Origin of the sequence: Terrisporobacter vanillatitrophus (genome assembly GCF_051148895.1) — a bacterium.
GTDB classification, from domain to species: domain Bacteria; phylum Bacillota; class Clostridia; order Peptostreptococcales; family Peptostreptococcaceae; genus Terrisporobacter; species Terrisporobacter vanillatitrophus.
This window is the reverse complement of record NZ_CP154625.1, coordinates 1273798-1291425: the sequence shown is the minus strand read 5'-3', so window position 1 is coordinate 1291425 and position 17628 is coordinate 1273798. Positions and strand designations below refer to the sequence as shown.

12 protein-coding genes and 1 other annotated feature are annotated in these 17628 nt (G+C 27.5%); of the genes, 2 read left to right on the top strand and 10 right to left on the bottom strand.

What is annotated here, in order from left to right; genetic code table 11:
• Positions 1-171: 171 nt before the first annotated feature.
• Positions 172-1740 carry an oligosaccharide flippase family protein gene (locus TVTCOM_RS06470; protein ID WP_434799031.1) on the top strand — a complete coding sequence of 523 codons (1569 nt, stop codon included), beginning with the start codon at positions 172-174 and terminating at the stop codon, positions 1738-1740.
• Between the two features lie 28 nt (positions 1741-1768).
• Here TVTCOM_RS06470 and TVTCOM_RS06465 read toward each other — a convergent pair whose 3' ends face one another.
• The 3 genes from TVTCOM_RS06465 to TVTCOM_RS06455 all read right to left on the bottom strand — a co-directional run bounded on the left by TVTCOM_RS06465 (position 1769) and on the right by TVTCOM_RS06455 (position 4903).
• Positions 1769-2638, bottom strand: a complete 870-nt coding sequence (locus tag TVTCOM_RS06465) for an alpha/beta hydrolase (RefSeq protein WP_434799030.1) — start codon at positions 2636-2638, stop codon at positions 1769-1771.
• Positions 2639-2840: 202 nt separating this feature from the next.
• Entirely contained in the window at positions 2841-3527 is a 687-nt protein-coding gene (locus TVTCOM_RS06460) for a zinc ribbon domain-containing protein (protein WP_434799029.1), read from the bottom strand.
• Between the two features lie 14 nt (positions 3528-3541).
• On the bottom strand, positions 3542-4903 hold the full coding sequence (locus TVTCOM_RS06455) for a hypothetical protein (RefSeq protein ID WP_434799028.1): 1362 nt from the start codon (positions 4901-4903) through the stop codon (positions 3542-3544).
• Between the two features lie 235 nt (positions 4904-5138).
• Here TVTCOM_RS06455 and TVTCOM_RS06450 point away from each other — a divergent pair, with 235 nt between their 5' ends.
• Entirely contained in the window at positions 5139-6020 is an 882-nt protein-coding gene (locus TVTCOM_RS06450; protein ID WP_434799027.1) for an MBL fold metallo-hydrolase, read from the top strand.
• Positions 6021-6049: 29 nt separating this feature from the next.
• Here TVTCOM_RS06450 and TVTCOM_RS06445 read toward each other — a convergent pair whose 3' ends face one another.
• The 7 genes from TVTCOM_RS06445 to TVTCOM_RS06415 all read right to left on the bottom strand — a co-directional run bounded on the left by TVTCOM_RS06445 (position 6050) and on the right by TVTCOM_RS06415 (position 17575).
• Positions 6050-6901, bottom strand: coding sequence for a patatin-like phospholipase family protein (locus TVTCOM_RS06445; RefSeq protein ID WP_434799026.1), 852 nt, complete (start codon positions 6899-6901; stop codon positions 6050-6052).
• A 125-nt stretch (positions 6902-7026) separates the two neighbouring features.
• Positions 7027-8700: a bile acid germinant receptor pseudoprotease CspC gene (gene cspC / locus TVTCOM_RS06440; RefSeq protein WP_434799025.1), complete on the bottom strand. Its 1674-nt coding sequence runs from the start codon at positions 8698-8700 to the stop codon at positions 7027-7029.
• Positions 8701-8712: 12 nt separating this feature from the next.
• Entirely contained in the window at positions 8713-10809 is a 2097-nt protein-coding gene (locus tag TVTCOM_RS06435) for a S8 family serine peptidase (protein WP_434799024.1), read from the bottom strand.
• 123 nt (positions 10810-10932) lie between these two features.
• Entirely contained in the window at positions 10933-13029 is a 2097-nt protein-coding gene (locus TVTCOM_RS06430; RefSeq protein ID WP_434799023.1) for a S8 family serine peptidase, read from the bottom strand.
• A gap of 132 nt (positions 13030-13161) precedes the next feature.
• On the bottom strand, positions 13162-15258 hold the full coding sequence (locus TVTCOM_RS06425; RefSeq protein ID WP_434799022.1) for a S8 family serine peptidase: 2097 nt from the start codon (positions 15256-15258) through the stop codon (positions 13162-13164).
• A gap of 96 nt (positions 15259-15354) precedes the next feature.
• The gene (asnS, locus tag TVTCOM_RS06420; RefSeq protein ID WP_434799021.1) at positions 15355-16752 is read right to left on the bottom strand and encodes an asparagine--tRNA ligase; all 1398 of its coding nucleotides are present in this window, start codon (positions 16750-16752) and stop codon (positions 15355-15357) included.
• 190 nt (positions 16753-16942) lie between these two features.
• Positions 16943-17189: a binding site (T-box leader), on the bottom strand.
• A gap of 170 nt (positions 17190-17359) precedes the next feature.
• Entirely contained in the window at positions 17360-17575 is a 216-nt protein-coding gene (locus TVTCOM_RS06415) for a CDIF630_02480 family spore surface protein (protein WP_434799020.1), read from the bottom strand.
• Between the last annotated feature and the right edge of the window lie 53 nt (positions 17576-17628).

The following is a 17628-nucleotide window of genomic DNA, read 5'->3' as shown; positions in this document are numbered from 1 at the left end:
ATGTCAGTATTTTTAAATATTCCCTTTAAGTTATTTTACACTTTTTTACACATATCTTCAAGAATTGTAAATCTAAATAGATATTTTATTTATACTTTTTATTCTCCTTTACGCATATAAATAATGTATAAATTTAAAATACTATTTTCTATATATTACAAGGAGATAATTATGAAAAGAAGAAACTTACTGATAAACGTCATATTGCTCACCGCTTCCACTATGACTCTTGGTTTTATAGCTATGGCTTTTCGGGTGTATTTATCAAACAAAATTGGTGCAGAAGGTATGGGTTTATTCCAGCTTATTATGAGCATTAATATTGTATGCCAAACTCTAGCCATATCTGGTATAAGAGTTACTATGACAAGACTTGTAGCAGAAGAACTAGGAAAAGGCAATGAACATTTAGTGAAAAACATTGTAATAAAGGGACTTTTATATACTTTGTTTTTCAGTATATTAACAGGAATTCTATTATTTAACTTATCAGAGTTTATATCTATCTCGTGGATTCAAGATGAAAGAGCCATTATTCCACTAAAAATTTTATCTTGTTCACTACCTTTTGTTGGAATATCCTGTTGTTTAAATGGATACTTCTATGGCTGTAGAAAAGTAGTAAAATGTATAAGTGCAGATATTATTGAAACATTAGTAATGATAAGTATTGTATCTCTATGCATAACATCTTTTTCCACTGGAAGATTAGATTATACTTGTGCTCTTATAGCTGTAGGAAATTCTATTGGAAATATATGTGCAGCATTTTATTCTTACATATTATACACTTTCGAAAAGAAGCATTTTAAATTATGTAAAAACACTACAAATAAATATTCATTTTTTAAGATTATAAGAGTTGCAATACCTTTAGCATTTAGTGCTTATATACAAACTTCACTGAAAACTGTAGAAGACATTTTAATTCCAAAGTCTTTAAGGCTTTATGGTTCTTCAGGGTCTATGTCACTATCAATTTTTGGTATGGTAAAAGGAATGGTAATGCCTCTATTAGTATTTCCATCTATATTTTTAGCTTCTTTCTCAACATTAATTATTCCTGAAATTGCCGAGGCAAATGCACTAAACAAAAAAAACACTGTAAATTATATAATTTCTAGGGTAATTAAATTTACCATGCTTATTGCAGTATTTGCTACAGGAATATTTATTGTTTTTTCAAATGAATTAGGAGTAGGGCTTTATAAAAGCGAGGAAGTTGGTTATTTACTTAAGATTTTAGCTCCTTTGATTCCTTTTATGTACTTAGACAAAATAGTTGATGGCAGTTTAAATGCTCTAGACTTACAGGTTACAACATTAAAATACAATATAGTTGATATGTTTGTAAGAATTAGTGCAATAACTTTTTTAATACCTAAATATGGTATAAAAGGTTTTGTATTAGTTTTGTTCATAAGTACAACATTTAACACATCATTAGGAGTAATAAAAATATTAAAAGTAACAAAACTTAAATTTGACATACTTGACTGGATTTTAAAACCAGCTTTGTCCATAACCTTGTCTAGTTATGCTACAAAGATTATTCTTTATTGTTTACATATTGAGAACTCAATTTTTATAAGTATTATATTAGATTTATTTATTTATTTTATAATGCTTATTTTATTTAAAGCAATTAAAATGAAAGACCTTCAATGGTTTGCGGATGGATTTAAAAAGGATGTAAAAAATGGAAAATGGGAGACCATGGGACTTTACAAACAAATATAAAAGAGTTTGCTAAATGCAAACTCTTTTATTATTGTATGTTATATAAAAAATCAACTATATTTCTCACTGTTGTATCCATTTGTTCATCATTACTTATTAAAGCTTCCTCATCTCCACTATACATTCCATAGTTTGCAAATTGAGAATGGTTAGCTCCTTCTATTTCTACATATTTTGTATCTTTTGGTAGTTGTGTTTTAGAATTAATTAATTCTTTATAATCTACAATATTATCTTTACTTCCCCAAAGAGATAATACCTTGAAACCTAATTCACTTATATTTTCTCTTGGATATGATGATATTAATACTATTCCTTCAACATTTTTATTATTTACAGCATATTCGCAAGCGGCAGTTCCCCCAAGAGAATCTCCTCCTATAACCCACTTTGTAATTTCAGGATTCTCTTCAATTACTTTATTGGCCTTGTTTTTACCAAAATTCGCATAATTAAAAGGCATATCTACAGTCACTACCTTATATCCATAACTTGCAACATCATTACATAGTTTTGCATAAGATGATGAATCTACTCTTACACCAGGGTAAAAAATAAATCCTTTTGTCGCACTTACATTCTTTGGATTAAAGTATGTGTAGTCTCCTTCTACAGTAACCTCTACTTTAGAGCTACTTTGTAAATACTTCTTGTCTTCGTCTTGTAAAGAATATCCATTGCTTAGCCATATGAAAAAACCTATTACAAATATAGTTAATACAGTCAAAAGAGTTATAATTCTTTTTTTTCTTATTTGCGATTTATTCTCTTTCTTTAGCTTATTATTCTTGTCTGAATTGTTTTCATCATTGTAAAGCAAAGGTCTTTCTAACTCCATAGTAATACTAAAAGTATCATATTCACTTTCACTGTTTGACTTTGCTTTCCTTTTTTTCATATTATCCCTCCAAAATTTTTAACTACAATATATTTTACCATATAAATTTAATCATTTCATCTTAATAAATAAATCAAATTTCTTACAACTATTATATTATCCCAACTATTGTTTACAATGTTGTAAATAATAATTGGGATAATATAATTTAAGAGATATAAAAAAGCTTAATCATAGCCTTTTCATATCTCTTATTTTTCTTTTATTCCGGTGTATTATCTTGGTGACTTCTTAAAAATTCTCTTCCTTCTATTTCTATATAATCTTGTTCTATTATATTATTATCTGTTACTATATCATCTTCAAAATTCTCTTCGTCTAAAGCTAATTCTTCTTTTTTCTTCAAAAATTCTTTCCCAAAATCTTCATCTATCATACTTACTTCTGGTATTTCTTCTATTATAATATCTTCTGTCTTTACTTCTTCATTTACAAAATAAACTTCATCATTATAACAATATGTAGATTCTTCTTTTATTTTACTGCCACAACATGAACAGAAATTCGAATCTTTTTCTGTTTCTTGGTTGCAATGTTTACAAATTATATAAGATTTTTTTTCTTCAATTAAGCTTCTACCACATTGAGGACAAAACTTTTCGTTTTTAAAAGCAACATAACCACATTGACAAACAATCTTGTTACTTTTATTTTCAAAACTTCTAAGTTGCATATGTCTTGTATAAATTTCTATATCAAAACTCTTTATTTCATCACATAATGAGTTAAATTCTTCATCAATTATTTCACCTTTTCTTATTTTATCATAGGTCATTATTCCTAATTTTAATAATACCTGTGCTTTCAAATCCTCGTAATCATTTATACTTTTTTTTATTTTTATTTTTTCTGATTCTTTTTGTATATTAGATAATTTCATATCCTTCATTTTCTTCCTCCAAATTAATTAAAAATATTTAATTTATAACCGATTAAAGTCATTATTAAGCTATATATAAATGAAGCAATCAATCCTATTATAAAGTTGAACCCCATTTGCATAGGACTTAAAGAACTTAACATAGATGCTGCATTATTTCCTATATAAATAGTTGTTAAAAAACCAATTATAGCCATAATCACAGCATAACATCCACTAAAAATTATTACTGGTTTTATACTTTTAATTTTATATTTACTTTCTATTTTACATCCAATAATTATAAATATTAAAGCTGATAGAGCCATCATAGCGCCTAAAAGCAAAATTAAATCTAAGGAAATATTCGAATTAAACAAAGATAATATTGATAAAAATCCACTACCAAGACTTACAGGTACTAAATTTGCAAATGCCCATAAATATATTGCAAGTTGACTTAAAAATACACCTAAAGATATATCATTTGCATAAGAGTTTAATCCTAAATCAAAAATGTAATTTATATTTGCAAAATATAATACTGTAGATATTATAAATACTAATACATATCCTACAAAAATAGTTTTTAGAGATATTTTTAATAAATTTGCAATCATATTTTCTTCTTCATATTCTTTTTTCATTCCCATAAATAGCATGGAAATAAAACTAATTATGAATCCTTTAAATAAAACATTAAATGTGCTAAATTCGAATAAAATTCCATAGCCATTTTGATTAAATCCATTAGACAAACTAACTTCAACTTGAGATACTCTAGATATTACACATAGTATAATAGCGTAAATTATTGCTACACCTAAAGAATTTTTCACATGAGCTATAAAAGATGTATTTCTTTTTTTTATAAACATTTTATATGGTAATATTAGGGATATAATTGGCAATATTAATAAAATTAAAAATCCAAAGTTTACACTTGACTGAGTACTATTCATAAAAAGAGACATAAAAATATTTACACTAGCTAAATTACTAAAAAGTATAATATGTAATGGATCTATTAATTCACTAATTTGATTATTACTTCCAACTAATAAAAATTTAATTATTAAAGAAAAAACAAATAATATTGCAATAGCTAAACCAGATGCCTTTAATCCATTAATTAAATCAAAACTAGAAGCTATATCTTTAAATCTTGTTTTCTCTCCTTCTTGATTTATGAATTTTTCTCTTTTACTTTTAATATGCTCTAAAATTTCACCGCAATTGTTACAATAAATATCCTTTTTGCTAAATGGATTTTCACATTTAGGACAATTAATATTATTGTCTTTTTCTATAGTAAAATAATGAATATTTTCTTTTACATTTAATCTCCCATCTTCTTTTGAATAATTATCATACTTACTTTTATTTAAGTTTTCTTCCATATTCATCTTAATTTCTCCCTCCTAACTAACTTCAAAATAGATTCTCTTATTATATTTATGAATTATAGCAAAGTTTTCTTAATTATACCTTAATTCATTATTAATATTTTATTAATTTCTTACTTTAATACTTACAAACTTTTATACTTTTATACTTTTATACTTTTAACTTATGTTGTTTTAATAATGAATTATCTATACAATCTTTGTATATACTTGTAAGATAATAGGAGATGTTAATATGTATGAATTAGTTCAAGTAGGCGAAAAGACCTACTATATAAATAGTCCTGTAAAAATAGGAATTTATAAGATAAATGATAAAGATGTGTGTTTAATCGACAGTGGAAATGACAAAGATGCGGGTAGAAAAATAAATAAAATTTTAAATGAAAATGAATGGAGTTTAAAACTTATAATTAATACTCATTCTAATGGAGATCATATTGGTGGTAATAATTTTTTACAAAAAAAATGGAACTGTGAGATAATATCCACACCAATAGAAAATACTTTTACTTCCTACCCCATTTTAGAACCGTCGTTTTTGTACGGAGGGTATCCTTGCAAAGAACTTAGAAACAAATTTTTAATGGCCACAGCAAGTAAAATTACTGGAGATGTAGATAATAATCTTCCAAAGGGGTTAGAATATATAAATCTTCCTGGTCACTTTTTTCAAATGATTGGAATTAAAACTGATGATAATATATATTTTATTGGTGATTGTTTGTTTGGTGAAAATATCATAAATAAATATCATCTATCTTTTATTTATGATGTAAAAGAATATTTAAATACATTAGATAAAATAAAAAATCTTAAAGGCAAGTTGTTTATTCCATCTCATGGAGAAACCTATGAAGATATTACTTATTTAGCAGATATAAATATTAATAAAGTAAAAGAGATTTGTTATAAAATTTGTGAATTTTGTGAAGATAATTTAATATTCGAAGAAATTTTACAAAGAATATTTTCATTCTATAATTTAAAAATGGACTTTAACCAATATGTTTTAATAGGTAGTACTGTACGTTCCTTTTTATCATATCTACATGACGAAGGAAAAATTCATATTGAGTTTATAAATAACAAATTAATTTGGAAAACTATTGAATAAAAAAATAAAAAGCACTAATTAAGTGCTTTTTATTCTTTATTTATAAATTTTATTAAATCTTCATAACATTCTTTTGCATCATTATAACCTTCGTTATAAAGATCTTTTAACTTTGTCTTATCTTTTTCCACCCTACTAATACTAACTGGACCTTTTGGTTGTATTACAAAAATTTCACCACTTTTTCTTTTTTCTTCAATAAAATCTATGGTTTCATTATACATTTTATATCTATTTTCAATGGCTTTTATTAAGTTTGGATATTTTTTATATTTTATTTTAAATAAATGTAAAAAACCAGTCTTAGTCTTTCTATAAGTCTTATCTCTCGTTAATATTACTACATTTTTTTTATGATTATCTTCTATGGATTTTTTTATTGGAATAGAATCACTAATACCTCCATCTAAGTATTTTTCTCCATTTATTTCTACAATTCTAGAAAGTAAAGGTAAAGAGCTTGACGCCCTTACAGCAACTATATCTTCTTTCATATCCTTTATTTTTACATATTCAGCTTTACCAGTTTTACAATTTGTGACAACTGAATAAAAATTACCCTTAAATTTATTAAAAGTGTCATAGTCATATAATACTAACTCATTTGGAATTATATCATAAAGCATTTCAGCTCCAAACATATCACCTGTTTTTATTAAACTATTAACACTACAATACCTTTTATCATGAATATAATCTAAGATTACTTTCAATGATCTACCTATTTGCTTTGAGTAATAACTGGCTGCATGACAAGCACCTGCTGATACTGCATAGCAATCTTCAAAATATAAGTTTTTTTCCATAAAAAAGTCTAATACCCCAGCAGTATATACACCTCTCATTCCTCCACCTTCAATTACAAGTCCACTATTAATCATCTACTTCATTCACTCCTTAAATTTTCTTCTATATTTAAATATAATTCTTTATATTAATATAGTCAAATAATTTGACTTACAAAATTAAAATTCATTTATTTTATATGCTAAATGAAGTAATTAAATTATAAAAGATTTGCAATAGCTTCTATAGTCCTCTTTAGATCTAAATTTCCATAACCATAGGATTCATTTGGATAAATGTATATATCATTTGTTTCTACACCTAACATTAAAAAAGTTTTTAAAACTTTTGTAGTCATACGACTTTTCTCAAATACACCTTGTGCACCTACATACTCCATAATTATTGCTAATGATCCACAAACCAAAGAGCTACTAACTCCCGTTCCTGTAGCTGTAGTATAAGATTCATTTATAAATGTGGATATTAAATCTACCCCAGGAGCTACTATATCTGGCTTTATTTCTCTTTGCATTTCTATAGAACCTTTAGAAGAACCTACCCATAAACTAGAAGTTTTATTGTCATAAGCTCCTACTGTGATTACATTTGTTCCATATGCAAATCTAGTTATTGTAGCAAATGAGTTAGGATCTATAAATCTGGTATCCTCAGAAATTAAACTTTTATTAGGAAGATAAATGTTAAACTCTTTAGTTATGGTAAATTCAGGGTATAATCTCAAAGTCCAAATACCTGGTTTAATATTATCTAAAAATATTCTCACTATTTGATTTCCAGTAAAAAAATAAGGATATATTGTTCTCATAGTATATGATGTACCTTCCAAATTAAATGTACCATAATAAATAAAACTATCTGGAGCGTAAGTTAATCTAAAACTTAACTCTCCTGATGGAGATATAATCATAGCTCCAACTTTATCTGGACCCACCCCAGTTACAATCATTTCTAAAGATTTTTGTTCTCCAACTTGTATTTTTGTATCAACATAAGGTTCATTAGTAAAACTTCCTTTGTAATGGATATCTGTATTGCCTTCATTTCCTGCACCTGATACAAGTATAGTATTTGGCGTATTTAAATCAGTAAAAGTATCTAAATAAGTGGTTAAATTTCCTGGCGATGTTTTGGCTCCTAATGTTAAATTTATAATTATACTCTTATTTTCTTTGTCTGCTACATTTAAAACATATTTTATTGCAGCTAAAAAATCAGTATCAATATAATTTTTTGTACCCACTTTAAATCTATCCTCATATTGTCTAAGTTTTACAACTACTAGTTCACTATCAACTGCCACTCCTGAGTAAGCAGGATTTAAATTCCCTCTTCCACTACATATTCCTGCTGCAATAGTCCCCGTACCTACTTCATCTTTTGTCAAATCATTATTGTTTTCTCTAATTGCTTGATTTATGTCTTCTCTTGTAAATTCACTTCCAAATATACCTCCACTTGGTGGATCTTTTTTATTACTACTTTGATCCCATATAGATACTATCTTAGTAGTATTATCATCATTTATAAAATCAGGATGAAGATAATCTATGCCAGAATCTATTATGGCTATTAGTATATTCTTGCCACTGGATGTAATATAAGGATTTTTATTGATATAATCTATTTGTGATGCTTCTGATACTGTTTCTCCAATCTCTAATCTATTTGTTATATTTATAAGTGAACTCATTTCGTCATCTCTTGTATAATAAGAAACTTGTGGTATAGTAGTAAATACAGTTTCGTCAAAATTATCATCCTCATATACTACTGCCAACCTGTTATTTAATATCATAAAATCAGTTATATTATTCCTAAGTAGCCCATCAGCTATATTCCCTGTATATATAATCGCATAAGACTTACTCATATGATTTCTCACCTACCTCAACTGGTAAAATGCCCCTTTTATATTTAAAAAACCATAACCTAAACTATTATTTGGATATGATATATTATCAAGCCTTGTAGCTCCAGCTCTTAAATATGTTCTTATTTTTTGAACAAATGCTAATCTAGGATAATTTTGGTTTACAAAATTGTATTGTAATAAATATGCTACACAGCCTGATGTATAAGCTCCCGCTGGTGCAGTTCCCGTTATAGTTGCATATCCACCTCCAGGATAGGGTGCTATAATATTTACTCCAGGTGCTACAATATCAGGTCTAGGTAAATTACTTATAGTGCTACCTCTAGAAGATGATGGCCATACACTATTGTTAAGAGTATTATAAGCTCCTACAGTAACATTGTCTTTATAAGTGGCAGGAAAATTTATAGTTTTATTTGGATCTGAGTTAGTAAATTTTGTACCTGGTTTCAACAACGCACGATTTGGTAAGTAAGCATTATATTCTCCATCTATTATATATGTTCCTGTTAATACTATTTTCCAAATTCCCTTTGGTACATTTGTTAAATTAATTCTAACTTGTTGTTGCCCAGAAAATACTGTGGGAAAGATGTATGTGATTGTATAAATGGTCCTTTCTAAATCCAAGATTCCAGATACTGCATTAGCTAAAGATACCTCTACATCTCTCGTTAATTCACCACTAGGTGATAATATAGCTACTCTTGCTATATCAGGTTTATTAAGCCATATTTCAATATAAATATTTTCTTCTAATTCATTAACTTCTAATTCTATAGTTTTTACATCATTTCTATATAATAACCTTCCACTATGATGAGTATCAGTATTTCCTTCATTTCCTGCTGCATTTACTAAACAAACTCCTCTTTCATAGAAAGTTAATTGAGTTAGATCTCTATCTGACATTCCCACAAGACTATTACTTCCAAATCCAAAATTGACAACAATTGGCCTTTGAAGTTCTCTACCCTTTTGTTTAATATACTCAAATCCTGCAGTTACCATGGCATTATTATAATTTCCATCAACTTTTCCCATTTTTACTATTACTAACTCTGCGTCTTCAGCCACACCTACATAATTTTTATTTACTTTTCCCATTCCAGCGCATATTCCCGCCAACATGGTTCCACTTCCCTCATCATCAATTGATAATGAATTATCATTATTTAGTATTGCATTATTTATATCTTCTCTAGTATATTCACTACCAACGAAGAATCCTTCTGGATGTTTACCTTCTTTACTTTGATCCCACAGGGATACAATTTTTGTTGTATTGTCATCATATATAAAATCTGGATGTAAATAATCTATTCCTGTATCAATTAAACCAATTAATACTCCTTTTCCACTTAAGGATATATTAGGATTATTTTTAAAAAAATTCACTCCTATTTCTTCATTTGCATTTACACCATTTGTAATTCCCTGTGAAATAACTGAAAGAGAGTTGTATCTTACAAGAGGTGTAAATGTATCCAAACTAGCAATTGATAATACTCTTTTAAATCTTTCTACAGAATCAGTATTTTGAAAATTAACATATGTAAATATTACACCTAGTCTTTCACTTATTTTTAAAAACTGATAATTAGGAGCTATTTCTTTTAAATCTTCTTCAAAACCTGATTGATATATAACAGCATAGTCAGCTTGAGTGTCAAAATACGATGGCAATTGTCTATTTAATTTCATAAGTTTTTTTAAATCATAAAAAGAGCTAGAGTAATTAATATACACATTAATAATTCCTCTTACTTTTTCCTTAGATTCAAATAAAAGTTTCCATTTGCCTTCACATATACTTTCTTTTTCATCATTTGCTGATAATGTAATTCTTATTTTTTTGTTGTGACTATTTTCATTAAATATATAAGTCTCTCCCTTTATTTTCACATTATCTATTTTATTTTTTATAATTGCCATATCATTTGAAATAAATTTAGATCTTTTATTATTTGGATTTATAATACACACTTGAAAATCCTCATTAAAATCTGCATAAATGTGAATATCCACTTCCCTTTCTTCTTGTGGAACTTGAAAGGAAATAGTTTTATTTGAATCAGCATTAAAGCTAATACTTATCTTTTTCATATTAATTACCTCCTGTGAAAGGCTATATTAATATATATACAAAAAAAGAATTTATTATAATTAAATTATAATAAGTCCTTATGTTTTTATTTCAGCTATAAAATCAGGATTATAATTTTGGGCCTACCTCAATTGGAAAAAGGACCCTTTTATGTTTAAAAATCCGTAACCTAAACTATTATTAGGATATGATATATTATCAAGCCTTGTAGCCCCAGCGCTTAAATATGTTCTTATTTTTTGAACAAATGATACTCTAGCATAGTTTTCCTCTACATAACTGTATTGTAATAAATATGCTATACAGCCTGATGTATAAGCTGCCGCTGGTGCAGTGCCTGTTATAGTTGCATATCCACCTCCAGGATATGGTGCTACAATATTTACTCCAGGTGCTACAATATCTGGCTTAAGTAAATTACTTAAAGTATCGCCTCTAGAAGATGATGGCCATATACTATTATTAATAGTATTATAGGCACCCACAGTAATATTGTCTGTATATGTGGCAGGAAAATTTATAGTTTTATTTGGATCTGAGTTAGTAAATCTTGTACCTGGTTTCAACAGTGCACGATTTGATAAGTAAGCATTATATTCTCCATCAATTATATATGTTCCTGTTAATATTATTTTCCAAATTCCCTTTGGTACATTTGTTAAATTAACTCTAACTTGTTGTTGGCCAGAATATGGTGTTGGAAATACGTATGTGATTGAATAAATTGTACCTTCTAAATCCAAGATTCCAGAAACTGTCCCGGCTATAGATGGTTCTACATCTCTTGTTAATTCCCCACTAGGTGATAATACAGCTACTCTTGCTATATCAGGTTTGTTAAGCCATATTTCAATATAAATATTTTTTTCAAATTCATTAACTTCTAACTCTATAGTTTTTACATCATTTTTATATAATAATCTTCCACTATTATGAGTAGCAGTATTTCCTTCATTTCCTGCTGGATTTACTAAACAAACTCCTTTTTCATAAAAAGTTAATTCAGTCAAATCTCTATCTGGTCTTCCTGCAAAACTATTAGTTCCGAATCCATAATTAACAACAACTGGCCTTTGAAGTTCTCTAGCTTTTTGCTTAATATAATCAAATCCTGCAGATGACATGGCATTATTATAATTTCCATTAACTTTTCCCATTTTTACTATTATTAACTCTGAATCTTCAGCCACACCTACATAATTTTTATTTACTTTTCCCATTCCAGCACATATTCCTGCCAACATGGTTCCACTACCCTCATCATCAACTGACAATGAATTATCATTATTTAGTATTGCATTATTTATGTCTTCTCTAGTATATTCACTACCAATGAAGAATCCTTTTGGAGGTTTACCCTCTTTACTTTGATCCCATATGGATACAATTTTTGTTGTATTATCATCATATATAAAATCTGGATGTAAATAATCTATTCCTGTATCAACTATACCAATTAATACTCCTTTTCCACTTAAAGATATATTAGGATTATTTTTAAAGAAATTCACTCCTATTTCTTCATTTGCATTTACACCATTTGTTGTTCCCTGTGAAATAATTGAAAGAGAGTTGTACTTTACAATATTTATAACTCGACTGGCAGTATTAATTGCTAATACTTTTTCAAATGTTTCTACAGAATCAATATTTTGCAAATTAAAATATGCAAAGAATACACCTAGTCTATCACTTATTTTTAAAAACTCATAATTAGGAGCTATTTCTTTTAAATCTTCTTCAAAACCTGGTTCATATAAAACAACATATATAAACCTAGTATTAAAATACGATGGCAATTGTCTATTTAATTTCATAAGTTTTTTAAAATCGTAAAAAGAGCTAGAGTAATTAATATATACATTAATAATTCCTTTTACTTTTTCCTTAGATTCAAATAAAAGCTTCCATTTACCTTCACATATATTTTCTTTTTCATCATCTATTGATAATGTAATTCTTATTTTTTTGTGGTAACTATTCTCCTTAAATATATAAGTCTCTCCTTTTATTTTTACATTGTCTATTTTATTTTTTATAATTGGCATATCATTTGAAATAAATTTAGATCTTTTATTATTTGGATTTATAATACACACTTGAAAATCCTCATTAAAATCTGCATAAATGTGAATATCCACTTCCCTTTCTTCTTGTGGAACTTGAAAGGAAATAGTTTTATTTGAATCAGCATTAAAGCTAATACTTATCTTTTTCATACTAATTACCTCCTGTGAAAGGCTATATTAATATATATACAAAAAAAGAACTTATTATAATTAAATTATAATAAGTCCTTATATCTTTTATTTTAAATTAGAATTCACAGTTTTTAGAAGTTTTTGGGTAGCCTACCTCAATTGGTAAAATGCTCCTCTTATGTTTAAAAAACCATAACCTAAACTATTATTAGGATATGATATATTATCAAGCCTTGTAGCTCCAGCTCTTAAATATGTTCTTATTTTTTGAACAAATGCTACTCTAGCATAGTTTTTCTCTACAAAATTGTATTGTAATAAATATGCTATACAGCCTGATGTATAAGCTGCCGCTGGTGCAGTTCCCGTTATAGTTGCATATCCACCTCCAGGATAGGGTGCTATAATATTTACTCCAGGTGCTACAATATCGGGCTTAAGTAAATTACTTATAGTATTGCCTCTAGAAGATGATGGCCATACACTATTGTTAAGAGTATTATAAGCTCCCACAGTAACATTATCTTTATAAGTGGCAGGAAAATTTATAGTTTTATTTGGATCTGAGTTAATAAATTTTGTACCTGGTTTTAACAACACACGATTTGATAAGTAAGCATTATATTCTCCATCTATTATATATGTTCCTGTTAATATTATTTTCCAAATTCCCTTTGGTACATTAATCAAATTAATTATAACTTGTTGTTGTCCAGAATATGGTGTTGGAAATAGGTACGTGATTGCATAAATTGTACCTTCTAAATCCAAGATTCCAGATACTGCACTAGCTATAGATACATCTACATCTCTTGTTAATTCCCCACTAGGTGATAATACAGCTGCTCTTGCTATATCAGGTTTGTTAAACCATATTTCAATATTAATACTTTCTTCAAATTCATTAACTTCTAATTCTATAGTTTTTACATCATTTTTATATAATAATCTTCCACTATTATGAGTATCAGTATTTCCTTCATTTCCTGCTGCATTTACTAAACAAACCCCTCTTTCATAAAAAGTTAACTCAGTTAAATCTCTATCTGATATTGCCACAATATTATTACTTCCGAATCCAAAATTAACAATAACTGGCATTTGAAGTTCTCTAGCTTTTTGCTTAATATAATCAAATCCTGCAGTTACCATGGCACTATTATAATTTCCATCAAATTTTCCCATTTTTACTATTATTAACTCTGCATCTTCAGCCACACCTACATAATTTTTATTTACTTTTCCCATTCCAGCACATATTCCTGCCAACATTGTTCCACTACCCTCATCATCAATTGATAATGAATTATTATTATCTAGTATTGCATTATTTATATCTTCTTTAGTATATTCACTACCTATAAAAAATCCTTTCGGAGGTTTACCATCTTTACTTTGATCCCATATGGATACAATTTTTGTTGTATTATCATCATATATAAAATCTGGATGTAAATAATCTATTCCTGTATCAATTAAACCAATCAATACTCCTTTTCCACTTAAAGGTAAATTAGGATTATTTTTAAAAAAATTTGCGCCTATTTCTTCATTTGCATTTACACCATTTGTAGTTCCCTGTGAAATAACTGAAAGAGAGTTGTAATTTGCAATACCTATAATTTGATCCGCACTATTAATTGCTAATACTTTTTCAAATGTTTCTACAGAATCAATATTTTGAAAATTAATATATGCCAATAATACACCTAGTCTCTCACTTATTTTTAAAAACTCATAATTAGGAGCTATTTCTTTTAAATCTTCTTCAAAACCTGGATTATACCGAACAGCTAATGTGAGTCTAATATTAAAATACGATGGCAATTGTCTATTTAATTTCATAAGTTTTTTTAAATCATAAAAAGAGCTAGAGTAATTAATATACACATTAATAATTCCTCTTATCTTTTCCTTAGATTCAAATAAAAGTTTCCATTTACCTTCACATATATTTTCTTTTTCATCATTTACTGATAATGTAATTCTTATTTTTTTGTGATAACTATTTTCCTTAAATATATAAGTGTCTCCCTTTATTTTTATATTATCTATTTTATTTTTTATAATTGGCATATCATTTGAAATAAATTGAGATCTTTTATTATTTGGATTTATAATACACACTTGAAATTCCTCATTAAAATCTGCATAAATATGAATATCTACTTCCCTTTCTTCTTGTGGAACTTGAAAGGAAATAGTTTTATTTGAATCACCATCAAAGCTAATACTTATCTTTTTCATATTAATTACCTCCTGCCAAAGGCTATATTAATATATATACAAAAAAAGAACTTATTATAATTAAATTATAATAAGTCCTTATATCTTTACTTTAAATTAGAATTCACAGTTTTTAGGAGTTCTTGGGAATGGTATAACGTCTCTTATGTTTGATACACCTGTTAAGTACATTATCATTCTTTCAAATCCTAAACCAAATCCTGAATGAGTAGCAGTACCGAATTTTCTAAGTTCTAAATACCACCAGTAATCTTCTCTATTTAATCCGAATTCGTCGATTCTTTCTAATAATACATCATGTCTTTCTTCTCTTTGAGATCCTCCGATGATTTCTCCAACACCTGGAACTAATAAGTCCATAGCTCTAACTGTTTTTCCATCTTCGTTTAATCTCATGTAGAATGCTTTTATATCTTTTGGATAGTCAGTTACGAATACTGGAGCATTGAATATATTTTCTGTTATATATCTTTCATGCTCAGTTTGTAAATCTATTCCCCACTCTACTGGATATTCAAATTCTACTCCTGATTCTAATAATAACTCTACTGCTTTAGTATAAGTTATTCTTACGAAATCAGAACTTACTATATTATGTAATCTTTCTAATAATCCTTTGTCTACAAATGCATTGAAGAATTCCATTTCTTCTGGACAGTGCTCTAATACATAGTTTATTATGTATTTTACCATATCCTCAGCAAGTTCCATATTGTCCTCTAAGTCAGCAAAAGCTATTTCTGGTTCTATCATCCAGAACTCTGAAGCATGTCTTCCAGTGTAAGAATTCTCAGCTCTGAAAGTTGGTCCAAATGTATAAACATTTCTAAAAGCTAAAGCCATTATTTCTGCATTTAATTGTCCTGAAACTGTTAAGTTAGCTTCTTTCCCAAAGAAGTCCTCAGAATAATCTATTTTTCCTTCTTCAGTTTTTGGAACATTATCTAAGTCTAGAGTTGTTATTCTAAACATTTCTCCTGCACCTTCACAGTCACTACCTGTTATTATTGGTGAGTGTGAATATACGAAGTTTCTTTCTTGGAAGAATTTATGTACAGCATAAGCTGCCACACTTCTTACTCTGAATACTGCTGAGAACATATTACTTCTTGGTCTTAAGTGAGCTATTGTTCTTAAGTATTCTACTGTGTGTCTTTTCTTTTGTAAAGGATATGAATTATCTGATTCACCTTCTAAGACTACTTTTGTAGCATGTATTTCAACAGGTTGTTTAGCACCTTCTGTAGCTACTAATTTACCTTCTACTAATATAGAAGAACTTATTGGTAATTTTCCTATTTCTTTAAAGTTTTCTAATTTATCATCTAAAACAACTTGCATATTTTTGAAAAATGAACCATCATTTAGTTCTATAAATCCAAAGTTTTTTGATATTCTAGATGTTCTTATCCATCCAGCTATTTTTACATCTTTTTCTATATATTGTTCTTTATCTCTGTAAAGATCTTTTATTTCTATAAAATTTTTTTGCATAATTTTACCTCCTATTTATGTATTTTATCTATTTTATCTAAAAATATTCTTTATTAACATTATACATTAATTGAAATAAGAAAAATATTGTTTAATAAAAACTAATTTTTTATTTTTATTGACTTAAATTTGCCTATTTATACAACTTCAATTAAAGACAATATAATAAAAAAAGTCTTTCATCCTAAATATTTAGGACGAAAGACTATACTTCCGCGGTACCACCTAATTTAACTTTAATCAAGTTCAACTCTATTGATATACTAACATACATCACCAATATGATAACGGTTTGGTTCCGACTAAATCTACTCTCTTAAAAGATTTCTCTTAGTAGCTCGAGGATGTTTTTCACTATATAATCGGTACTGGACTTCCACCATAACCAGCTCGCTTTAACTTCAAAATATAATTACTCTTCCCTTCACAGCATTTATTTTCGTTTATTAATTTTGGTAATTTAAATAATATCTCAATTAATAGGTAATGTCAATAAGTATTTTCTAAATATTATTACATTCTTATCTCCAAAATTTCCTCCACACTTATTTATTATTTCACTAAAATTAAAATAGGGAGTTAAACTCCCTATTTTAATTTTAGTATTTTAAGTTCTACTACCATTATCTACCCAGTCTTTTGCTTCTATCACACTGTCTAAGGAAGGAATTGGAACCTTACTATCTGGATACTCATCCTGTTTGTCTAGTATGGCCGCTGTATAACCATTATTCACTGGGGTAGTTGAGCATAATCTTTCATTGTCTTTTCCTCTAAGTTGTCTACTAACTCCATGATTTACGTTGTCTTTGTTTGTATTCAAGTCTTACCTCCTTTAAATAATAATTATTATTTTTTGATTCCTTTATAAATCTT